The organism is Staphylococcus simulans, from assembly GCF_002994445.1.
In the GTDB taxonomy this organism is placed as follows: domain Bacteria; phylum Bacillota; class Bacilli; order Staphylococcales; family Staphylococcaceae; genus Staphylococcus; species Staphylococcus simulans_B.
On sequence record NZ_MRZJ01000002.1, the window covers coordinates 115115 to 138351 of the forward strand.

A 23237-nucleotide genomic window follows, 5' to 3' on the forward strand; every position below is an offset into this window, starting at 1 on the left:
TTAGGCTTATAGGTGAATCCCTAATATCTCTTTGACGTTATGAAACGTACAATAAAAGTAAGATGAAAACAGTAACTTTAGAAGTTAACAGCCTAGTACGCAGAGTAATTGAGATGAGAGGATGTTAGACATGGCAAAATTTGGAATGAACTTTTTTAAGCCTACAGAAAAATTTAATGGTAATTGGTCTGTATTAGAAAACAAAAGCAGAGAATGGGAAAAAATGTATCGTGAACGTTGGAGCCACGATAAAGTAGTCAGAACAACACACGGGGTGAACTGTACAGGTTCTTGTTCATGGAAAGTATTCGTTAAGAACGGCGTGATTACTTGGGAAAACCAACAAATCGACTATCCAAGCTGCGGCCCTGATATGCCAGAGTTTGAACCGCGCGGATGCCCTCGCGGTGCCTCATTCTCATGGTATGAATACAGCCCGCTGCGTGTCCGCTACCCATATATCAGAGGTAAATTATGGGAACTTTGGACAACGGCTTTAGAAGAAAATAACGGAAACATGATTGCGGCATGGGCTTCAATCGTTGAAGATGAAGAAAAAGCAAAGATTTATAAAAATGCCCGCGGTAAAGGCGGACATATGCGTGTAGCTTGGAAAGATGTATTACAGCTGATTGCGGCACAATTGCTTTACACAATTAAGAAAGACGGTCCTGACCGTATTGCTGGTTTCACACCAATCCCGGCAATGTCAATGCTGAGCTATGCATCAGGTGCACGCTTTATCAACTTATTAGGCGGAGAAATGTTAAGTTTCTATGATTGGTATGCCGATTTACCGCCAGCATCACCGCAAATTTGGGGTGAACAAACAGACGTACCTGAATCAAGTGACTGGTATAACGCAAACTACATTATTATGTGGGGTTCTAACGTACCGTTAACTCGTACACCAGATGCTCACTTTATGACAGAAGTACGTTATAAAGGTACAAAAGTTGTATCTGTTGCGCCTGACTATGCAGAAAACGTTAAATTCGCAGATAACTGGTTAGCACCGAACCCTGGTACTGACGCAGCAATCGCACAAGCGATGACACACGTTATTTTACAAAAATATTATGTAGATGAACCTTCTGAAATGTTTATCAACTATGCGAAACAATATACGGATATGCCATTCTTGATTATGTTTGATGAACATGAAGGCGGCTATAAAGCAGGCCGTTTCTTACGTGCAAGCGATTTAGGCATGGAATCTGAAAATAACGAATGGAAACCAGTAATTTTAGATAATGAAACAAATGAGATTATCGTTCCGAACGGTACAATGGGTCAACGCTGGGAAGAAGGCAAACAATGGAACTTGAAACTCGAAAATGAAGACGGTTCTAAAATTGATCCAGCATTAACAGTTGCGGATAGTGATTATGATTTAGAACTTATGAAATTCCCTTACTTCGATAATGAGGGTAACGGTATTTTCGAACGTCCGATTGCATCACATACAGTGACATTGGCTAACGGTAAAACAGTAAAAGTTGCGACTGTATATGACTTAATGACAAGCCAATACGGTATCCGCCGTTTCGGTCATGAATTAGAAGCAAAAGGTTTCGACGATGCATCTACACACTACACACCAGCATGGCAAGAAGCAGTCGCAGGTATTAAGCCGAAAGTAGTTACACAAGTTGCGACTGAATTTGCGCAAAATGCGATTGATACAGGCGGCCGTTCAATGATTATCATGGGTGCCGGTATCAACCACTGGTTCAACTCAGATACGATTTACCGTTCTATTTTGAACTTAGTAATGCTGTGTGGTTGTCAAGGTGTCAACGGCGGAGGCTGGGCACACTATGTAGGACAAGAAAAATGCCGTCCGATTGAAGGTTGGAGCACAATTGCCTTTGCGAAAGACTGGCAAGGTCCGCCGCGTCTTCAAAACGGTACAAGCTGGTTCTACTTCACAACTGACCAATGGAAATATGAAGAATCAGGCGTGGATAAATTAGCATCGCCGTTAGCTGAAAATCTGAAACATCAGCACCCGGCTGATTACAACGTAACTGCTGCACGCTTAGGTTGGCTGCCTTCGTATCCGCAATTCGATACAAACAGTTTGAAATTCGGCGAAGAAGCGAAAGAAGCGGGAGAGTTTACGAACGAAGCCATTTTAAAACGTGCTGTAGATTCAGTGAAAAACCGCGAAACTAAATTTGCGATTGAAGATCCGGATTTACGCAAAAACCATCCGAAATCATTATTCATCTGGCGTTCGAACTTATTATCAAGTTCAGCAAAAGGTCAAGAATACTTCATGAAACATATGCTTGGTACAAGCTCAGGATTGCTTGCAGAAGCAAATGAAACAGACAAACCAGAAGAAATGATTTGGCGTGATGAAGTACAAGGTAAATTAGATTTGATTGTGGCTTTAGATTTCCGTATGACATCTACACCATTAAAAGCAGATATCGTTTTACCAGCAGCAACTTGGTATGAAAAACATGACTTATCTTCAACAGATATGCATCCTTTCGTACACCCATTCAATCCGGCCATCGATCCATTATGGGAATCACGTTCTGACTGGGATATCTTTAAATCACTCAGCAAATCGATTTCAGAATTAGCGAAAGTGCATATGCCGGGTACATTCAAAGATGTAGTGACATCACCATTAGCACATGACTCTAAACAAGAAATTGCGACACCTTACGGTAAAGTCAAAGACTGGACTAAAGGTGAAGTAGAAGCGATTCCTGGCAAAACAATGCCTGGCTTCTCAGTAGTAGATCGTGATTACACATTAATCTTTGATAAATATGTGTCTGTCGGACCTTTACTTGAAAACAGCAAGCTTGGCGCACACGGTGTCAGCTTCTCAGTGAAGAAACAATACGAAGAAACAAAAGATATCGTAGGTACATGGAATGACGATACAGTGAAAAACGGCTTGCCGCGTATTGATACAGCAAGACGTGCTGCAGATGTTGTGTTAAACATCTCTTCAGCAACAAATGGTGAATTATCACAAGCGTCTTATAAAGATTTAGAAGAGAAAACAGGTATGCCTTTAACAGATATTTCAAGCGACCGCAGTGCAGAAAAGATTACATTCTTAAATATCACATCACAACCGCGTGAAGTGATTCCGACTGCAGTGTTCTCAGGTTCTAACAAAGGCAATAAGCGTTATTCTCCATTTACAACAAATATTGAAAGATTAGTACCGTTCAGAACATTAACTGGACGTCAAAGTTACTATTTAGATCATGAAATCTTCCAGCAATTCGGTGAAAGCTTGCCGGTATACAAACCGACATTGCCGCCGATGGTATTCGGTACGAAAGACAAACAAATTATCGGGGGTCAAGATAACTTAGTCTTACGTTATTTAACACCGCATGGTAAATGGAATATCCACTCAACTTACCAAGATAACCAGCACATGCTGACACTATTCAGAGGCGGTCCGGTTGTTTGGATTTCTAAAGAAGATGCAGAAGCACATGATATCAACGATAACGATTGGTTAGAAGTATATAACCGAAACGGTGTTGTAACTGCAAGAGCAGTGACATCGCACAGAATGCCGAAAGGAACAATGTTTATGTATCACGCACAAGATAAACATATCCAAACACCGGGTTCTGAAATTACAGGTCTGCGCGGCGGTTCACACAACGCTCCGACTCGTATTCACTTGAAACCGACACAACTGGTCGGGGGTTATGCCCAAATCAGTTACAGCTTCAACTATTATGGTCCGATTGGAAACCAAAGAGATGTTTATGTAGCAGTGAGAAAGATGAAGGAGGTAGATTGGCTTGAAGATTAAAGCACAAGTAGCCATGGTATTGAACTTAGACAAATGTATCGGGTGTCACACTTGTAGTGTCACTTGTAAGAATACTTGGACAAACCGTCCAGGTGCAGAATACATTTGGTTTAATAACGTAGAAACAAAACCCGGTGTCGGTTATCCGAAACGCTGGGAAGACCAAGAACATTATAAAGGTGGATGGACACTGAACAAGAAAGGCAAATTAGACCTTAAAGCGGGCAGCCGCTGGTCTAAGATTGCTTTCGGTAAAATCTTCTACAACCCAGATATGCCTGTCATCAAAGACTACTACGAACCTTGGACTTACAACTACGAACATCTGACAACTGCAAAAGCAGGCAAACATGCTCCTGTTGCGACTGCACACTCAGTGATTTCTGGAGACAAAATGGATTTACACTGGGGACCGAACTGGGAAGATGATTTAGCCGGCGGACATGTTACAGGACCAGAAGATCCGAACATCCAACGTATCGAAGAGAAAATCCAATTCGACTTCGACCAAACATTCATGATGTATTTACCGCGTTTATGCGAACACTGCTTGAACCCAAGCTGTGTAGCATCATGTCCATCAGGTGCAATGTACAAACGTGATGAAGACGGTATCGTATTAGTAGACCAAGAAGCATGCCGCGGATGGCGTTACTGTATGACAGGCTGTCCTTACAAAAAAGTTTACTTCAACTGGAAAACAAACAAAGCTGAAAAATGTACATTCTGTTTCCCTCGTGTTGAAGCAGGCTTGCCGACAGTATGTTCTGAAACTTGTACAGGCCGTATGCGTTATTTAGGTGTTATGTTATATGATGCTGACCGTGTACATGAAGTGGCATCGACTGAAAATGAACAAGATTTATATGAAAAACAATGTGAATTGTTCTTGAATCCATATGATGAAGAAGTGATTGAACAAGCGTTGAAAGACGGCGTTTCTATGGAGTGGATCGAAGCGGCACAAAACTCACCGGTGTACAAATTAGCAATTGAATATAAATTAGCTTTCCCATTACACCCTGAATACCGTACATTACCAATGGTTTGGTACTGCCCGCCATTAAGCCCGATTATGAACTACTTCGAAGGTAAAGATTCAATCAAGAACCCAGATGCAATCTTCCCGGCTATCGAAGAAATGCGTTTGCCGATTGAATACCTTGCAAGTCTATTGACTGCAGGAGATACAAAATCTGTGAAAGAAGCCTTGCAGCGTATGGCAATGATGAGAAGTTATATGCGTGCACAAGTCACAGGTAAAGACTTTGATTTAGATCGTTTAGACCGTCTTGGTTTAACAGAGCGTCAAACGAAAGATATGTATCGTTTGCTTGCGATTGCAAAATACGAAGATCGTTTCGTGATTCCGACATCGCATAAAGAACAATATATGGACACTTATGCAGCACAAGGCAGCCAAGGCTATGAATTCAGTGATAATCTTTACGGCGGCGGAAGCGGTTGTGAAGGCTGCGGTTCACCAGTCGCAATGAAACCGGGACAAACTGGACAAGAAGCATATAATGAAAGCTTCTATGGAGGGATTTTCCGTGATTAACCTGAAAAACTTTTATCAATTTCAAGAGTCAATTGGTTATTTTGCGCAGCAATTAAACTTTCCAGAAAAGTTGACATTCCATCCTAAGACATTTGATGAGGTTTTCGACAGCCGCCATCCAGCTTATGCTGAGATGGTGGAATATCGAGAACGCATCCAAAGTTACCCGTTGACTGAGATCAAACAACTCTACACAGATACATTTGATTTTAATAAAAAAGCACCGCTGTATATGACTTATAACAAATTCGATACGCAAAAAGAACGCGGACAGATGCTCGCAAAGCTCAAAGTCTTATACGAAATGTTCGGACTTCAAATGGTAGACAATGAACTCTCTGACTTCTTGCCTTTAATGCTGGAATTTTTATACGCGGCACAATGGCAGAATGATGAACGTGCAGAAGGCAATATCGAGTTTATTATCATGGTCATTGAAGATGGTACGTATGCGATGCTTAACCAATTAAGAGAAATGGATAGTCCTTATGCACCTTTAATTCAAGCATTAAGAAAGACATTAAAACTATGTTTACAACCCAGCGAAGAGGTGACTGCGCATGCTTAATCAATTTTTATGGGTCATTTACCCTTATTTATGTATTGCGATTTTTGTGATCGGCCATATTGCACGTTTTCGTTATGACCAGTTTTCTTGGACCGCAAAATCGAGTGAATTTATTGAAAAGAAACGTTTGAAATGGGGCAGTTTATTGTTCCATTTAGGTATTATTCCTGTTGCTGCAGGTCACTTTGTAGGGTTGGTTATTCCGCCTTCATGGCTTGAAGCATTAGGTGTGACACATGAAACTTATCATTTCGGAGCTGTTTATATCGGCAGTATCTTTGGTATAATGACTTTAATTGGAATGATTTTGCTAACGTCACGCCGTGTATCGGTTAAAAACATCAGACATCTTAGTACGGCTTCAGATATGGTCGTCAACTTCTTCTTGCTAGTGCTTGTGTTTATGGGATGTTATGCGACATTAGTCACAAATGCAACAACACCGGATTTTGATTACCGTGCAACGATTTCAGTATGGTTCAGACATTTATTTATGTTTAATCCGGACGCAAATTTAATGACAACCGTTCCATTTTCATTTAAGCTTCATGTATTCTTAGGTTTTGGTATTTTCGCATTATGGCCGTTTACAAGATTGGTTCATGTGTGGAGTGTACCGCTAAGCTATGCGAACCGAAGCTATATTATTTATCGTAAGCATAAAGCAAAGTCTTAGATTGGAGGAGACAACTTGAATAGTGTAATTGCGACAGAATATTTTAATTATCAAGCTGCTTTGAATGATATCAGAGAAGAAGGCCAGTTTGATTTTGCAGCGATTGCCTTGCCTGAAGACAGTTCTCATAGTGCTGTCATTAAGTGGAAGTATGCCTCAGGCAATATCAATAACCGCTATCAACTGATCGTATTACGCCCTGGTAAAGGATTAGCAGGTCTTGTTATCCGTACAGGTTCCAGAATGGTTATTTATGATGTAGATACTGCATTGAGTCCTAATGACAAGTTAGGCTATCCCATTGTACTCAGCGAAGCATTGACTTCGATGGTTGCGATTCCGTTATGGAATAATAATCGTGTCTATGGTGCATTATTGCTCGGTCAAAGAAATGGCCGTCCATTGCCAGAAGGCAGTGAAGATTTCCGTATCAATGACAAACTAGGGAGTTTTAGAGATGAGTTCAACGCATAATCAAGAGAAGTTGAAAGAATTATTAACGCAGTATTATTTGAACACTAATGAAAAGATGGTATTTTTAAATAAGAAGGGTCATGTCATTGCTTTAAATGAAGCTGCTGAAGAAGTCTTTTCTGAAGACAATGATTACAGTCAAATGACGCATGCAATCTGCCGAAGATGCGAAGGTTATTCAAATGAGTTTGACTTAATGTCATGTGAAAACTGCTTCTTAGAAGCGTTGGAAGTCGGCAATGGCAGCTTCCAAGTCTTTATGCGCACCAAAGATGATAAGATTGAACCTTTCACAGCATCTTATGAAGTCATTGATAAAACCAAAGAGATTTATGCATTTACACTGCACAATGTCTCGCCGCAAATCGAACGACAAGATAGACGCTATCAGCGTCTGATGATGCAAAAAACAATCTCAGCTCAAGAGAATGAGCGCAAGCGTATTTCTCGCGAGCTGCATGATGGTATTGTACAAGAATTGATTAACGTAGATGTGGAATTGCGTTTATTGAAGTACCAGCAAGACAAGGATGAATTGATTGATAACTCTAAACGTATTGAAGGTTTGATGTCGCGTTTAATCGATGATGTACGCAACCTATCTGTAGAACTGCGTCCTTCATCACTCGATGATCTGGGATTGGATGCTGCGTTTCGCTCTTACTTCAAACAATTCGAAAAGAATTATGGAATGCATATTGTATATCATACTGATTTTTCTTCGCAGCGTTTTGACAGCGAAATCGAAACCGTCATCTACCGCGTTGTTCAAGAAGCTATGTTTAATGCATTAAAATATGCGCAAGTAGACACAGTTTATATCTCACTTTATCAAGGCGAAGCATCGATAATAGCTGAAGTCAGTGATCAGGGAATTGGATTTAAACTAGGAGATAAGGCGAAGGGTACAGGACTCGGTCTGTTCGGTATGAATGAACGTGCTGAACTGGTCAATGGTTCTGTCAATATTGATTCGCAAGTAGGACGCGGAACAATTGTAACGTTAGAAGTTCCAATAACTGATAAACGATAGGAGACTTGATGTTGAAAATTGTTATTGCAGATGATCATGCCGTGGTAAGAACCGGCTTCTCTATGATTTTGAACTTTCAAGAGGATATGGAAGTCGTTGCTACCGCAGCTGAGGGTGTTGAAGCATACCAAAAAGTGATGCAGCACCGCCCTGACGTATTAATAATGGATTTAAGTATGCCGCCAGGAGAATCAGGGTTAATTGCAACGAGTAAAATCGTTGAGAGTTTTCCGGAAACCAAGATACTCATCTTAACAATGTATGATGATGATGAGTATCTCTTCCATGTTTTAAGAAATGGAGCAAAAGGCTATATTTTAAAAAATGCTCCGGATGAGCAATTGATTTCAGCAGTACGCACCGTTTATCGCGGTGATACTTATATAGACCCTAAGATGACAACATCTTTGGTCAATGAATTTGTAAATAATTCTGATCAAGATGCCAAACGTTCGAATGATCCGTATAGAATTCTTTCTAAACGCGAACTTGAAATCTTGCCGCTGATTGCGAAGGGATACGGAAATAAGGATATCGCTGAAAAATTATTTGTATCTGTTAAAACAGTTGAGGCGCATAAAACGCATATTATGCAAAAGCTGGAATTAAAGTCGAAACCGGAATTAGTAGAATATGCGCTGAAGAAAAAATTACTTGATTTCTAAATCAAGACTTAAAGAACTCATCAAGATGATGGGTTCTTTTTTATGCACAAATTGTGGCTGTATTGTGAAAAATATAGGTAAAATTGTATAAAAAAGCAGTGTTGTTTAAGCGTAAACAAGGGATTAGGGAAATGCCGAGGGATTTAAGGGAATGCCCTTATGTTCAATAATTCACCTAAAGACTAAAATATAAAGTGTAAGCAGTATTCCCAGCTGATAAATAAAATAACTTCGACTCAAAAAATATATCAGTGGGGTACTGCTCTTCTTATTAATTGATATGAAAAATGTTAGGGTGAAAAAAATGAACAAATCAAAAGGTGGTTTACAATTAACTGTCCAAACCTTGAGTTTGGTTGCTGGTTTCATGGTTTGGAGTATTATCGCTCCATTAATGCCGTTAATTTCACAAGATATTAAAATTACCAGCGGACAAATTTCTATTGTACTTGCGATTCCAGTTATTTTAGGATCTGTACTGCGTATTCCATTCGGCTATTTGACGAATATCATCGGTGCCAAATGGGTCTTCTTCTCCAGTTTTATTATTTTGCTCGTTCCAATCTTTTTATTAAGCCAAGCGCAATCTGTAAATATGTTAATGATTGCTGGATTCTTCTTAGGTGTCGGGGGCGCTATTTTCTCAGTAGGTGTTACATCTATTCCTAAATATTTTCCTAAAGAAAAAGTAGGATTAGCTAATGGTATTTATGGTATGGGTAACCTTGGTACTGCGGTATCTTCTTTCTTAGCACCGCCGATTGCAGGTATGATCGGTTGGCAATCTACAGTAAGACTTTACTTGATTGTAATGGCAGTGTTTGCGATTTTAATGTTCTTCTTAGGTGATGCGAAAGAACCTAAAGTTAAAATTCCTCTAATCGCACAAACAAAAGATTTAATGAAAGACTTGCGTTTATACTACTTAAGCTTATGGTATTTCATCACATTCGGTTCATTCGTCGCATTCGGTATCTTCTTACCGAAATATTTAGTGGACCACTTCGAATTAACATCTGTTGATGCGGGTATCAGAGCAGGGGTCTTCATCGCGATTGCGACGACGCTTAGACCTTTAGGCGGTATTATCGGAGACAAAATCGATGCTGTCGAAGCATTGAAAATCGACTTTATTATTATGATTATCGGCGCTGCGATTTTAGGCTTTGCGAATGATATATTTTTCTTCACAGTCGGTTGTTTGACGATCAGTGCATGTGCGGGTATCGGTAACGGATTAGTCTTTAAACTAGTACCGCATTATTTCCAAAAAGAAGCAGGTGTCGCAAACGGTATTGTTTCTATGATGGGCGGACTTGGAGGTTTCTTCCCGCCATTAGTCATTACTTATGTGACAAGCTTAACAGGTACGAGCCACTTAGCATTTATCTTCCTAGCATTGTTTGGAGTCATTGCATTAATTACAATGTGGCATTTAAGCAAAAGAAATCGTACCTTAGTTTAACCCCATAATGGATGAATAAAAATGTAAATATTGAAGACAGCAGCACAATGGATGCAAGATGAGGCATCTGTTGTGCTTTTTTCATACAGTAAATGCAATGAAAAAAGGACTAGTCTATGCGCTAGTCCTCATCTTATTTAATAATGTATGGTTTTGTTTTAGCCGGGATATTACGGTCACGGTTGATTTTACGTGTGGTCATGATTAATGCTGCAAATGCGATACTGATACTTAACATGGAAGAACCGCCGTAGCTTAATAGCGGTAATGTTACACCTGTTAATGGAATGACTCCAGAAACACCGCCGATATTGACGAAAGCTTGAATAAAGATATAGCTGCCGATACCGATACAAATAGATTTGTAGAAGTGATTCTTAGTGCGGTTCGCATAGATTAAACACTTGGCCACAATAAAGCCGTAGAGTGCTAAAACAAAGAACACACCGATCAGTCCCAATTCTTCGGATAAGACTGTAAAGATAAAGTCGGTATGAGGTTCCGGCAAATAACCGAGTTTTGAAATACCATTGCCGAGACCTTTGCCCAAGAATTTACCGTTGCCGATAGATATCAAGGCATTGGTTAATTGATAGCCTTCACTGTTTTCATACTTGAATGGATTCAAGAAGACGTTAATTCGATTCAAGCGGTAAATGTTTTTCGCATCAAACAATAATGTGTAAATCAAATACATAACAATAGGTATCATCGCAATACCGAGAATTTGAAGCTTTACTTTATTCTTGATATCAGAGTAAAGCAGAATGCAAGCGATAATTGCGACAGTCAGCATCGTACCGCCTAAATCGCCTTGCAGCAAGACGAGTACTAAACCAAAGCCTAGCAGCAGCAAGGGAGGAATCAAATGCTTAACTTTATAATCCCATCGTGAATTTAAGCGTCTGTCAATAATGTATGAGAAATAAAAGATTGAAGCGAGTTTTAAAAACTCTGAGGATTGAAGGCTGAAGAATCCTAAGCTGAGCCAGTTTTTCGAACCGTTGATTTCTTTACCGATTAATAAAGTTAAAGCGAGTAAGAAAAAGGTACCGAATAATAATACGATTTGAACATTAGATGATTTAAAAAAATCAATTCTGACAAACTGTGCAAAAAAGATGATAATCAAACCGATGAAAAAGTAGATGGCTTGGCGCTTCATAAAATGGTCGCTTGAAACAGGGAGACCGCCGGTCAAAGAGCCCTTAGAAGCAGGCACCATACTTGCACTGTAAACCATGACAATCCCTATTAAGCCAAGCAGGAAAAAGGTTGCAATCAGACTTAGGTCTACGCCTTTCATAGCAATCCGTGTGGATCTGAGAAATTTCTTCACGTTAAGTCACCTCTATGTATATCTGTTTTCTACAAACGTGCAAAATATAAGCATTAAATATCTATTATATAGATTTTGTTAACAAGTATCCACTTTAAACAGGTGGAAATTAAAAAAATATAGAAAACATCAACTATAAAAAAAGAAGCCTTGAGCATAGTCAAGACTTCAGATTTCAAAACTTGTCTTCTAACAAGCTTTATTTATTATTTTACGGTATCATAATAACGAATATTGTCTGAAATTTCCTTAAGGTAGAAATTACCTTTAGGTTCAACTTCTAATTCGCTGTCATGATCAAATTCTAAATTGTCGAAGCGTTTGAAGAAAGTTTCATATTCTTCAACAGAAAGTGCTTTGCGGTTTTTCAGCATAGCTTGATGTGCTTCTACATCTAAAGCATCTTTGAATCCGTTTGAAATTGTAGCAGTATAGAATTCTCCGACTGAACCTGAACCGTAGCTGAACAATCCGATGTGATCGCCTGCGTTAAGGTCATGGTTCTCAAGAAGTGAAATCAAGCTGAGATATAATGAGCCTGTATAAATGTTGCCGACATAACGATTGTAATCGGTTGCAGATTTATAGCTGTCATTTAGTCTTGCTTGTGTATCTTCTGACGCTGTATCTGTTAGAATAGAATCAAGTGCTTTTTGACCCATCTTTGTGAAGGGAACATGGAAGCATAACGCAGCAAAGTCAGACAATGATTTATGATAACGTTTCGCGTATTCGTTCCAGCTTTCTTGGAAAGAATGGATATAAGCATCTTTAGATAATTTACCGTCAACAAGCGGGTAAATTTCACCAGATGGTCGCCAGAAATCGTAAACGTCTTCTGTAAATGCAACTGAATCATCATGCAATTCAACGATGCGCGGGTTGTGGCTGATAACCATAGCGACTGCACCAGCACCTTGTGTCGGTTCACCGCCGCTGTTTAGTCCGTAACGCGCTGTATCACTTGCGATGACTAATACTTTTTCATTAGGACGTGGTACTAAATAATCTTTTGCCATTTGAATCGCTGGTGTCGCAGCATAACATGCTTCTTTCATCTCGAGACAACGTGCAAAAGGTTGAATTCCTAACAGATGATGAATTTGTACAGCAGAGGCTTTTGCGGAATCAATCGCAGATTCTGTCGCAACGATCACCATCGTAATATCTTTCTTGTCTTGTTCTGTTATGATAGGTTGAGCAGCGTTAGCACCCATAGACACAATGTCTTGACTGACTGGGCTTACAGCCATTTCAGTCTGGCCGATTCCAATCAGAAACTTGTTTGGGTCTACGTCGCGTGCTTTTGCTAATTCAGCCATATCTACGTAGAAGTTCGGAATATAAAAATTAAGTTGGTCGATACCAATTGTCATAAATAACCAACATCCTTTCTTGATATGTTAAATCACTTTAAATCATATCAAAAGAGAGTACAAAAATACAATTTTAAATTAGTAGCTAGTGATAAAAAAGGAGACTAAATTATGAGCAAAATCGCAATTGTAAGTGCAAAACGTACACCAGTAGGTAAATTCAGAGGGAAATTAAGAGATTATTCTGCAGTACAACTTGGCACCATCGCTCTAGAGGCAGCCATCGATGCTATCCAACTGCCGAAAGATCAAATTGAAAATGTTATTTTCGGTAATGTCTTGCAAGCAGGCAATGGCCAAAACCCTGCACGTCAGATTTTAGTGAATGCAGGTCTGCCTACAACCACTCCTGGAATGACTATTAATGAAGTATGCGGATCTGGTTTGAAAGCTGTAATTCTAGGTAAACAACTGATTCAATTAGGGGAAGCAAAAGTTGTTGCTGTCGGCGGTGTTGAAAGTATGACCAATGCACCGAAACTTGTTTTGCCGGGCCAAGAAAAACCTGTGCCGAGTTTCATGCGTGACGGTTTAACAGACGCATTTGAAAATGTACCGATGGGTATTACAGCTGAACGTATTGCTGATCAATATAAAGTAACACGCGAACAACAAGATGAATTTGCAGTCAAATCACATAAAAAAGCATTTGAAGCATCAGAAGCAGGCAAATATGACCAAGAAATGATTCCGTTAAAAGATGCTGATGGGGAAGAAATGACAACGGATGAAGGTATCCGCGGCAACAGTAATGTGGAAAAACTTGCGACATTAGATACAATCTTCAAAGAAGACGGTACTGTAACAGCAGGCAACGCTTCAAGTATTAATGACGGTGCTTCAGCACTGATTTTAATGGATGCAGACTATGCACGTGAAAACGGCTATGAAATCATGGGTATTTTAGGCGACTATGCAGAAGTAGGCTGTGATCCTGAAATCATGGGTATTGCGCCATTTTACGCAGTATCTAAATTGCTTGAGAAAACAGGTCAAACAATTAATGATATCGACTTAGTAGAAATGACTGAAGCTTTTGCGGTACAAAGTATTGCAGTTCAAGATAATTTGCATATTCCGGATGAGAAATTGAATATTTACGGCGGTGCAGTCGCAATCGGACATCCGATCGGTGCTTCAGGTGCGCGTCTGGTAACTTCTCTTGTGCATGAATTGCATCAAGAAAACAAAAAGAACGGTATCGCAACAGCGTGTATCGGCGGCGGTTTAGGTTTAGCATTAGAAGTTGAAAAAGGAGAGTAGTCAGAATGAAAGCATTGGGAAAAGATTTTCGACATTTATCACGTCAAGATAAATTACAACGCTTAGAAGACAACGGCTGGATTTCATCAGAAAGTCATCAAGAGTTATTAGACTTGCCGCTGCTTTCAGAAGAAGTTGCGGACAGCTTAATTGAAAATGTAATCACACAAGGCGCATTGCCTGTAGGGTTATTGCCTGAAATCATTGTAGAAGGCAAACACTATGCGGTACCGATGATGGTAGAAGAACCTTCTGTTGTCGCAGCCGCTAGTTACGGTTCTAAACTTGTGAATAAAACAGGCGGATTCAAAGTAGAATCCAGCGAACGCTTAATGATAGGGCAAATCGTATTTATGGATGTTAAAGACCCGAAAGCATTAGCTGAGCAATTATTAGATAAAGAAGATCAAATCCATCAAATCGCTGATACAGCGTATCCATCTATTCTTAAACGCGGCGGCGGTTATCGTAAAATCGATGTCGACACATTTGAGAATGAAGAGCTTGTTTCATTGAAGGTTTACGTAGATACGAAAGATGCGATGGGTGCGAACATGATGAATACCATCTTAGAAGGCATTTCAGGCTTCTTGAAGGGCGAATGGCCTGAGATTAATGTATTAATGAGCATTTTGTCTAATCACGCTACAGCGTCGGTTGTGCGCGTCTCAGGGGAAATCGATATTGAGGATTTAGCACGCGGAGAAATGAGCGGTGCTGAAATTGCAAGACGCTTAGAAGCGGCTTCTGTATTAGCATATGTGGATCCATATCGTGCAGTTACACACAATAAAGGTGTAATGAATGGTATTCATGCTGTTGTGCTTGCGACAGGTAATGATACACGTAGTGCAGAAGCGAGTGCACATGCTTATGCATGCAAAGAAGGGCAATACCGCAGTATGACTAAATGGGAATATCTTGAAGACAAAGGCCGTTTGAAAGGCACAATTGAGATTCCGATGACTTTGGCAACGGTCGGCGGCGGTACGAAAGTCGTTCCGATTGCACGTCTTTCTCAAGAAATCTTACATGTAGATTCAGCACAAGAATTAGGCGAAGTCGCAGCGGCTGTTGGCCTTGCACAAAACTTCTCTGCATGTCGTGCATTAGTATCTGAAGGTATTCAAGAAGGCCATATGAGTCTGCAGTATAAATCACTAGCGATTGTCGCAGGTGCCAAAGGTGCAGAAATCGAACAAGTTGCGGATGCTTTAAAACAAGCAGAAACAGCAAATATGGCTAAAGCAGAAGAGTTATTAAAAGAGTTAAGAGGATAATCATAAATTCAGAAATAGAATATAAAGCTGTAAGCATAATAAAAGCAGCGCATCTTGTTAAACAGGATGCGCTGCTTTTACTTGCAACGTAAATCTATTAGTCGATTGAAATGTTTGAACCTGCGATGTCTTGTTCATCTTTTTTCGGCAATGTCACAGTAAGGACACCGTCTTTGTAAGATGCTGTGATACCGTCGCTTTCAATGTTGCTGAAAGAGAATTCACGGCTGACACTGTTTTCGCTGCGTTCTCTTTGGATTACGCGGCCTTCTTCATTTTCAGTGCGGCTTTCAATTGAGCGTTTTGCACTGATTTTAAGTGTGCCTTCGTTATAAGATAAGTTAATGTCCTTTTTATCAAATCCAGGTAAATCTGCTTTTAAAATATATTGGTTATCTTTTTCTCTAATATCTGTTTTAACAGGGTTGACCGTTGGAATTTGATCTATAAATTGGCGTCCGAATTCTTTGAAAATGTCAGTTGGTTTGCTTTCGAAAGGCATCTAAAATCTCTCCTTTTTCATTTAATAAAATCCCGCTTTATTGTTCATTACCCTTGATTTTCAACGGTAATCCCAGTGAATTTTATGCGAGTTTCTAAGATTCATTATACCAAATAGGAGAGGTGATAGATAATTAGAGGCTTTTCGTGTTATTCTTCAGTAAAATTGTTAACGATAAATTTCGTAAGGACAGATTTAATTGTTTTAGCATCTTCCCATGAGATGTCTAAATCATTGAAAACTTCCATTGAAATCTTAGCAATTTCGTGTCTTGTTTTAACCCCTTGCTCTGTTAAAGAGACTAAAAGATTTCGTTCATCTGTAGGCTTTCTTAGTCTTTTAACAAGGCCTTTAGCTTCAAGCTTTTTAATCATCGGTGTCAAAGTACCTGAATCTAAATATACACGCTGACCTAATGATTTTATATTAATAGATTCATCATCTTCTAACGCTAAAATGACAATATAAGCAGTATAGGTCAAACCGTACTTCTTTAGATGAGGTGTATAGCGTTTGATAATCTCTTTAGATGACACATAGAATAAAAAACATAATTGTTTATCCAGAAAGTTGTTAGACTCATGCAATTAAATCACTCCTTATTTAAAACAACGATATTATGAACGCTTTCACTTGTCAAGAAGTAATTTCATCCATATAATTTACTGTGTTTAAGATTGGTGATTCAAATGAATGATATGGTATATCTTTTTTTGACAAACATATATAAAGGAGATCGTTCAAAAGATGGAAAAACAATTATTTGATGATGTACTCAAAGCACGCAAATCGGTGAAAGTATATGACAAGGATGTCAAAATTTCACATGAAGAAATGGATGAAATGCTGGAGAAAGCAGCATTAGCACCTTCATCTATCAATATGCAGCCGTGGAGAGTAGTGGTTGTTGACAGTGAAGCAGGTAAAGAAAAGCTGCGTCCTATTGTACAATTCAATACAAGACAAAATGATACTTCTGCCGCTATGGTTGTGATCTTCGGCGACCTTAAAAACTATGAGTACGGCGAACAGATTTATCAAGGCAATGTAGATAAAGGCTATATGCCGAAAGAAACAAAAGAAGATTTATTATCGAAGTTCATTCCGTTTTATAAAGGATTATCATTACCGCAAATGACATCAATCGTTAATATCGACTGCAGTTTATTTGCGATGCAGTTTATGTTAGTAGCAAAAGCGCATGGGTATGATACGAACCCTATCGGCGGCTTTGATAAAGAAAATATTGCGGAAGTATTAGGGCTTGATTCTAACCGCTATTTACCGATTATGATTGTGGCAGTAGGTAAAGCAGACCAAGAAGCCCACCATACGTATCGTTTAGCTCCTGATGCATTCAGACGTTATTTCTAAGCGTATTATCGACAATTTTGTTACAATAATGGGAAATGTGTAACATTGTTGAGCAATTTCATTCATACTTATACAGATAGAGATGTTTAAAAGGTATGATTTTTAGGGCTAAAGGAGTCTAAAGATGAAGAAAAAAGTGTTTCATATTATCTTAATAATTATTGGTTCATTAATTGTCGCAACGGTTTTTTTCTTTGGTTTGAAAATGTATCAAGGAAAACAAAACTTGAAATTGGTTGATCAGTATATTGCGGAACATCATCTGCAAGACAAAATCAAATCTGAAGAAAAGAAATTTAATGCGAAAGACGGCGTTTACTATAAAGAAGTAGTGTTCAAAGATGAACCTGAATTGACGTATGTAATTCAGCCGATGGCTACTTCAAAAGGTTTATTTGCACAAGCATTTGATACGCAAACAAGAAAACACATCAAAAAAGCCAAACATAATTTCTTTGATGACAATTATAAGCTTAAATAACCGAGCAAGTATGTTAGAATAAAAATGATTAAGACATTAAACACCATGTATTGTGTTTAGTGTCTTATTTGCGTTAAATTAAGATTGAATTCAAAAATTCGTGATAGCAGTATGAAAAATGTATCACGACTTATTAATGTTTGATTAAGATTATCGAAATGGGATATAACACCTTTAGTATCAGCAGAGAGAAAAAACATGATAGGAGGGACGCCTGTGACACACAGAAATCAAAAACGTTGGCCAGGGTTTGTATTAGTGATTATCGGTTCAATCTTTTGGGGTGCTGGCGGGACAGTATCGCAATGGTTATTTGAACATATACACTTGCCGGTCACGTGGTTCGTGGGTGTACGTTTATTAGTATCCGGATTACTATTAGTTATTATTTCATTCTTCTTAGAAGGTAAGAAGACCCTTACAATTTGGGCAGATAAAAAAGATACGCTCAAATTATTTATATATTCACTCATTGGAATGTTAGGTGTGCAGTACTGTTTTATGGCGACCATTCATTATGGTAACGCAGCAGTCGCAACGTTGCTCCAATATTTAGGTCCCGTAATAATTATTTTATATTTAGTAACGACTAAAGTGATTAATTTCAGATGGAAAGAAGGCATTGCCGTTACATTAGCACTCAGCGGTACATTCTTACTATTGACGAATGGATCGCTTGCGACTTTATCTGTACCGATGCCGGCCATCATTTGGGGTGTTATGTCTGCCTTCGCGATGGCATTCTATACGATCTTCCCAGTACAGCTGCTTGCTAAGTGGGGCACAGTCAATGTCGTCGGCTGGGCAATGTTTATCGCAGGGGTATTCTTGAACTTCCTGCATCCGTTTTGGAAAGTAGATATTTCAAACTGGGATTTTAAAGTTTTAGTTTATTTATTTATCGCAGTCATCATTGGTACGATGTTTGCGTTCTGGCTGTTTATTTCCAGTCTGAAGTTCTTATATCCGCAAGAAGCCAGTGTCCTAGGTACAATCGAACCGTTAACAGCGATTTTATTATCTGTTGTGTGGTTAGGTGTATCCTTCGGGTTATGGCAAGTTGTCGGTGTTTCATTCATAGTATTAATGGTTATCTTCTTAGCAGTAGTCAAAGATTAACTTAAATAATTAGGATAGAAAGTAATCAGAGTCTATAGGTGTTTAATTCCACTTATATAGTATATAATTCTATACTATTAGTGTAAAATCATCTTAAACTTTTAAACTTTTCTATCCTAATTATTTTTTTTCTGATATAATTAAACAATGTCAGAAAAAGGGGAGATGCATCAATGGCTTTATTTAAGAGAAAAATAAGTTTACCAGTGCAGGTTATGATTGCGCTTGTTCTAGGTGTTATTGTAGGACTATTACTATATGGACAAAAAGACATAGCGAATTACATTCAACCGCTTGGTGATATATTTTTAAACTTAATTAAAATGATTGTTATTCCGGTTGTATTCTGTTCTTTGGCCTTATCTATCTCAGGTGTAGGCGAATCTAAAACAGTCGGACGTTATGGACTTAAAACAATCATTTACTTTGAAGTGATTACAACTATCGCAATTGCATTAGGTGTTTTGTTCGCGAACATATTTAAACCGGGGACGGGATTAGATCCGAACAAATTACCGAAAGGTGATATTTCGAAATATGAGTCATCAGCGCATGCAGCTGAACATTCTACATATGGCAATCATTTTATTGATACCATTGTAAATATCATTCCGACGAACTTTTTCGAAGCATTAGCTAAAGGAGAATTGCTTCCAATCATCTTCTTCGCGGTATTCTTTGGTTTAGGTATCGCAGCAATCGGAGAAAAAGGTGAACCTGTGAAAGCATTCTTAGGCGGAGTGTTAGAAGCGACTTTCTGGATGATCAATAAAATCTTAAAATTAGCGCCGCTTGGCGTGTTCGCATTTATCTGTGTAACTATTATGACATTCGGTGCTTCCGCATTAATTCCACTTGTGAAACTTGTACTTGTGGTAGTCGGCGCAATGGTCTTTTTCGTTGTCGTTGTCTTAGGCATTGTAGCTAAATTATGCGGCATCAGTGTATTTGATATTATAAAAGTATTGAAAAGTGAAATTTTATTGGCATTCTCAACTTCAAGTTCTGAAGCAGTATTGCCGGTAATGATGAAAAAAATGGAAAACTTCGGTTCGCCAAAAGATATTACGTCATTTGTTATTCCAATCGGATACACGTTCAACTTGGACGGTTCAGCGTTGTATCAATCGATTGCGGCTTTATTCGTAGCGCAAATGTACGGAATTCATTTAAGCTTAGGCGAACAATTAGTCTTAATCTTTACACTTATGATTACATCAAAAGGTATGGCAGCTGTACCAGGTACCTCTATCGTTGTTCTCTTGACAACATTAGGTTCTATGGGCTTACCGGCAGCCGGCTTAGCATTAATCATCGGTGTCGACCGTATCTTAGATATGGTACGTACATGTGTTAACGTCGTAGGTAACGCATTATCTACAGTTGTTATTGCTAGATGGGAAAATGTATTCGATAAGAAAAAATCAGAAGAGTACTTAAAATCGATTTAAGCAGTAATGCAAGTCAATAGGCATACAGCCTAAATCTAAATTTAATTTTCTGACATACTAATTTGTAAAAGAAGAACCACCAGTGCGAAAAAGCATCGGTGGTTTTGTTATCGCTTCATACTATCAGTGTTTAAATTAATGTTTCATGTCATGTATTTTCATCATCAAACCGTGCGGAATATCATCATGCTGCACGACTTTTTTCTTTGAAAATTCATCAGAATCTTTCTTTTTAACTAGTAGGACAAAGTCGCCTTTTTTCGGTTGGAATTGATCGTCTGTTTGAATTTTGACGTTTTCTTCAATATGGTTATCTTTTTCACGTACCATTTTCTCAACTGTTTTAGAATCTTTCATGATACCGTAATACGTTTCTTTTTCGCCTGATGTCATCATCATAATGACTAAAACGACACATGCGATTGCAAGGACTGCAATTAATACGATACCGAGCGTTTTACCATTCTTTTTCATGTATGTAAAACTCCTTTCTTTTTCTTCTTTTATATATACCGAAAATCATGGAAAATTGCAACGAATCATAAATAGGACGTCTTTGTTATAATGAAATAAGCATAAGTTAAAGGAGACCAGCAAATGAATTTTATTGTTTACTGCGGTGCCAGCGAAGGCAAAAATGAAATATATCGCCAAGCTGCAAAACAACTAGGAGAATGGATGGCGCAAAAAGGCTATGGTTTAGTTTATGGCGGCGGCAATGTCGGCTTGATGGGCAAACTTGCAGATACTATTAAACAGCATCACGGTCATGTCATTGGTGTGATGCCGAGATTTTTAGAAGAAAAGGAAATTGCACATCAAGGTTTAGATGAATTGATTATTGTAGATACGATGGCTGAACGTAAAGCAGTTATGCTTGAAAAAGGCGATGTATGTATTGCATTGCCTGGAGGACCCGGCACATTAGAAGAAATAACTGAAATGGTGTCATGGGCAAGAATAGGCCAAAATGATAATCCTTGTATCTTTTTTAATGTATCAGGGTATTATGACAAAATGGCAGCCTTTTATGATCAAATGGTAGAAGAAGGGTTTGTCAGTCAAGCAGATCGCGATTTAATCTTGTTTACAGATGACTTTGATGCTTTGGAAGATTTCATTCATCATTATGAAGCGCCGCATGCACGTAAATATAAGTAAATATAAATAGACATCATGCATTAAAGCCTGTGCAGACTTTGATGCATGATGTCTATCGTTTGAAGCGATAATTTATATTTTGCCTTTTCGCCATAAGAATAAGAATACAATCGCGACAATGATCATGGAAATACCTAAGGTCGCAACCCAAGAGGTCGGACTATGGTCATTGAGCGGTAAAGGTACGTTCATACCGAAGAAACTGAAGACCAATGTCGGTAAAGTTAAGAATACTGTAAATAATGTTAAAGTTTTCATGATGTTGTTCATATCATTAGATAGCAGTGATTCATATGAAGTTGTGATACTTTCTAAGATACGTGTATGCAATTCAGTTGTTTCGATGGCTTGGTTGGTTTCGACAAACAAGTCTTCGATTAAATCTTCATCTTCTTCAAAGCGTTTAATCGGCGGTAATTTAAAGAGTTTTTTGAAGACGTCTTCATTACCTTTCAACGCAGCTAAGAAGTATACCAGACTTTTCTCGACTTCCATGAGATTATACAGTTGTTTATTTGTGACTGTTTTTTTCAATTCACGTTCAATACGTAATCTTGATTTATTAAGCAAACGCAAGTTGCGGTTATAGTGATTAGAAATCGTGACTAAGATATTCAACGCAAATTGGCTGCGGTAATGCAAGTTCTGGCTGGATTTTGTGAAGGTGTCTAAAAACTCTACTTCATGATCGCAAACAGTAATCAGACGGCCGTGACCAATAATAATTCCCAGCGGAATAGTCATAAAGGATAGAATCTTATGATTATTTTTATTAACGATTGGAATGTCGATGATGATTAGAGAATAACCAGTTTCGTCATCAAATTCGACACGGGCACTCTCATCGGCATCCAAAGGGTCCTTTAAGAAGTCTTCTGGAATAGTGAAACGCTCAATCAATGATTCGACTTCTTCTCTTGAGGGCTCAGTGATATTAATCCACAAAGCGTCTTCTAAAGAAGTAGTATGAATATCGTGATGAACATTGTGTTTGTAAGCTGTAATCATTCTGAAGCTTCCTTTCTATAATAAATCAAACAAGGTAGTTTAAACGCAGTACTTTAAGTTAAAAATAAAGAGAACGTATTGTCCGATTTATTTATTATGTGCTACATAATAGTACCATAATTTACTGATTTGTGTAGTCTATTTATTAAAGGATGTGACGAAATGGCAACAACAATTCAATACTTGTTACGTATGATAACGAATGAAATGAAAGTGAAAGCTGACCATTTGTTAGAACCTTACGGGATTACTCAAGAACAAGCGCAGACACTGCGCTATATTTATGAAAGCGACACAGGAAAAGTGGCACAAACTGATTTGATTCAAATTTTTAATCGCAAGGGTCCGACAGTAAGCAGTGCGTTAAGAAGCCTTGAAAATAAAAAGCTGATTGAACGTATCAGTGTGCCTGAAGATACACGTAAGAAAGAAGTCGTATTAACAGCGTTAGCAAAAAAAGATGTACGTGAAATCATTGCGATTTTGGATGAGGTAGAAGCGGTTTTATTTTATGAAATACCAAAAGCCGATCAAAATGCATTAAAAGAAATTCTCTATAAAATGCAAGATAATTTGCGTACGCTAGATTCTGAAGCAGGTCCTTTTTAATAAGGTGCTTCTTGTGTCCATTTCATG

22 protein-coding genes are annotated in these 23237 nt (G+C 38.5%); 16 read left to right on the forward strand and 6 right to left on the reverse strand.

The window, feature by feature from the left end; all coding sequences use genetic code 11:
• The first annotated feature begins 130 nt into the window (after positions 1-130).
• From C7N65_RS03880 to C7N65_RS03915, 8 genes are all read left to right on the forward strand, one after another.
• Positions 131-3805 (forward strand): nitrate reductase subunit alpha, encoded by a 3675-nt coding sequence (locus C7N65_RS03880; protein WP_105993164.1) that lies wholly within the window; start codon positions 131-133, stop codon positions 3803-3805.
• On the forward strand, positions 3795-5366 hold the full coding sequence (gene narH, locus C7N65_RS03885; RefSeq protein WP_105993165.1) for a nitrate reductase subunit beta: 1572 nt from the start codon (positions 3795-3797) through the stop codon (positions 5364-5366). The genes C7N65_RS03880 and narH overlap by 11 nt, the downstream gene beginning before the upstream one ends.
• The gene (narJ, locus tag C7N65_RS03890; RefSeq protein WP_105993166.1) at positions 5359-5934 is read left to right on the forward strand and encodes a nitrate reductase molybdenum cofactor assembly chaperone; all 576 of its coding nucleotides are present in this window, start codon (positions 5359-5361) and stop codon (positions 5932-5934) included. Before narH ends, narJ begins: the two co-directional genes overlap by 8 nt.
• Positions 5927-6610, forward strand: a complete 684-nt coding sequence (gene narI / locus C7N65_RS03895; RefSeq protein WP_105993167.1) for a respiratory nitrate reductase subunit gamma — start codon at positions 5927-5929, stop codon at positions 6608-6610. Before narJ ends, narI begins: the two co-directional genes overlap by 8 nt.
• Before the next feature lie 15 nt (positions 6611-6625).
• Complete coding sequence (nreA, locus tag C7N65_RS03900) at positions 6626-7084, forward strand: nitrate respiration regulation accessory nitrate sensor NreA (RefSeq protein WP_105993168.1); 459 nt, start codon at positions 6626-6628, stop codon at positions 7082-7084.
• A complete protein-coding gene (nreB, locus tag C7N65_RS03905) occupies positions 7068-8117 on the forward strand; it encodes a nitrate respiration regulation sensor histidine kinase NreB (RefSeq protein ID WP_105993169.1) in 1050 nt (349 codons plus the stop codon). Before nreA ends, nreB begins: the two co-directional genes overlap by 17 nt.
• 11 nt (positions 8118-8128) lie before the next feature.
• Positions 8129-8782 (forward strand): nitrate respiration regulation response regulator NreC, encoded by a 654-nt coding sequence (gene nreC, locus C7N65_RS03910; protein ID WP_105993376.1) that lies wholly within the window; start codon positions 8129-8131, stop codon positions 8780-8782.
• 304 nt (positions 8783-9086) lie between these two features.
• Positions 9087-10247: a nitrate/nitrite transporter gene (locus C7N65_RS03915; RefSeq protein ID WP_105993170.1), complete on the forward strand. Its 1161-nt coding sequence runs from the start codon at positions 9087-9089 to the stop codon at positions 10245-10247.
• A gap of 133 nt (positions 10248-10380) precedes the next feature.
• Here the strand turns inward: C7N65_RS03915 and C7N65_RS03920 are convergent, their stop codons facing one another.
• The gene (locus C7N65_RS03920; protein WP_105993171.1) at positions 10381-11586 is read right to left on the reverse strand and encodes an FtsW/RodA/SpoVE family cell cycle protein; all 1206 of its coding nucleotides are present in this window, start codon (positions 11584-11586) and stop codon (positions 10381-10383) included.
• Positions 11587-11792: 206 nt separating this feature from the next.
• Positions 11793-12962, reverse strand: coding sequence for a hydroxymethylglutaryl-CoA synthase (locus C7N65_RS03925; protein WP_105993172.1), 1170 nt, complete (start codon positions 12960-12962; stop codon positions 11793-11795).
• Between the two features lie 111 nt (positions 12963-13073).
• Here C7N65_RS03925 and C7N65_RS03930 point away from each other — a divergent pair, with 111 nt between their 5' ends.
• Together C7N65_RS03930 and C7N65_RS03935 are read left to right on the forward strand one after the other, a co-directional pair.
• On the forward strand, positions 13074-14225 hold the full coding sequence (locus C7N65_RS03930; RefSeq protein WP_105993173.1) for a thiolase family protein: 1152 nt from the start codon (positions 13074-13076) through the stop codon (positions 14223-14225).
• 5 nt (positions 14226-14230) lie between these two features.
• Complete coding sequence (locus C7N65_RS03935) at positions 14231-15505, forward strand: hydroxymethylglutaryl-CoA reductase, degradative (protein WP_105993174.1); 1275 nt, start codon at positions 14231-14233, stop codon at positions 15503-15505.
• Positions 15506-15602: 97 nt separating this feature from the next.
• On the opposite strand, the gene C7N65_RS03940 is transcribed toward C7N65_RS03935, so the two are convergent.
• Together C7N65_RS03940 and C7N65_RS03945 are read right to left on the reverse strand one after the other, a co-directional pair.
• Positions 15603-16007 carry an Hsp20/alpha crystallin family protein gene (locus C7N65_RS03940; protein WP_105993175.1) on the reverse strand — a complete coding sequence of 135 codons (405 nt, stop codon included), beginning with the start codon at positions 16005-16007 and terminating at the stop codon, positions 15603-15605.
• Between the two features lie 149 nt (positions 16008-16156).
• A complete protein-coding gene (locus tag C7N65_RS03945; RefSeq protein WP_105993176.1) occupies positions 16157-16594 on the reverse strand; it encodes a MarR family winged helix-turn-helix transcriptional regulator in 438 nt (145 codons plus the stop codon).
• Positions 16595-16754: 160 nt separating this feature from the next.
• Between C7N65_RS03945 and C7N65_RS03950 the strand changes: the two genes are divergently transcribed.
• The 4 genes from C7N65_RS03950 to C7N65_RS03965 all read left to right on the forward strand — a co-directional run bounded on the left by C7N65_RS03950 (position 16755) and on the right by C7N65_RS03965 (position 20432).
• Entirely contained in the window at positions 16755-17381 is a 627-nt protein-coding gene (locus tag C7N65_RS03950; protein WP_105993177.1) for a nitroreductase family protein, read from the forward strand.
• A 124-nt stretch (positions 17382-17505) separates the two neighbouring features.
• Positions 17506-17862 (forward strand): DUF3139 domain-containing protein, encoded by a 357-nt coding sequence (locus C7N65_RS03955; RefSeq protein ID WP_105993178.1) that lies wholly within the window; start codon positions 17506-17508, stop codon positions 17860-17862.
• A gap of 216 nt (positions 17863-18078) precedes the next feature.
• Positions 18079-18981, forward strand: coding sequence for an EamA family transporter (locus C7N65_RS03960; protein ID WP_105993179.1), 903 nt, complete (start codon positions 18079-18081; stop codon positions 18979-18981).
• A 173-nt stretch (positions 18982-19154) separates the two neighbouring features.
• A complete protein-coding gene (locus tag C7N65_RS03965; RefSeq protein WP_105993180.1) occupies positions 19155-20432 on the forward strand; it encodes a cation:dicarboxylate symporter family transporter in 1278 nt (425 codons plus the stop codon).
• A 135-nt stretch (positions 20433-20567) separates the two neighbouring features.
• On the opposite strand, the gene C7N65_RS03970 is transcribed toward C7N65_RS03965, so the two are convergent.
• Positions 20568-20906 (reverse strand): DUF4889 domain-containing protein, encoded by a 339-nt coding sequence (locus C7N65_RS03970; RefSeq protein ID WP_105993181.1) that lies wholly within the window; start codon positions 20904-20906, stop codon positions 20568-20570.
• 123 nt (positions 20907-21029) lie between these two features.
• On the opposite strand from C7N65_RS03970, the gene C7N65_RS03975 reads away from it, so the two are divergent.
• Positions 21030-21593 (forward strand): TIGR00730 family Rossman fold protein, encoded by a 564-nt coding sequence (locus tag C7N65_RS03975; RefSeq protein WP_105993182.1) that lies wholly within the window; start codon positions 21030-21032, stop codon positions 21591-21593.
• A 72-nt stretch (positions 21594-21665) separates the two neighbouring features.
• Here C7N65_RS03975 and C7N65_RS03980 read toward each other — a convergent pair whose 3' ends face one another.
• Positions 21666-22601, reverse strand: a complete 936-nt coding sequence (locus C7N65_RS03980; protein ID WP_105993183.1) for a magnesium transporter CorA family protein — start codon at positions 22599-22601, stop codon at positions 21666-21668.
• A gap of 162 nt (positions 22602-22763) precedes the next feature.
• Here C7N65_RS03980 and C7N65_RS03985 point away from each other — a divergent pair, with 162 nt between their 5' ends.
• The gene (locus tag C7N65_RS03985) at positions 22764-23210 is read left to right on the forward strand and encodes a MarR family winged helix-turn-helix transcriptional regulator (protein ID WP_105993184.1); all 447 of its coding nucleotides are present in this window, start codon (positions 22764-22766) and stop codon (positions 23208-23210) included.
• The last annotated feature ends 27 nt before the right edge of the window (positions 23211-23237 follow it).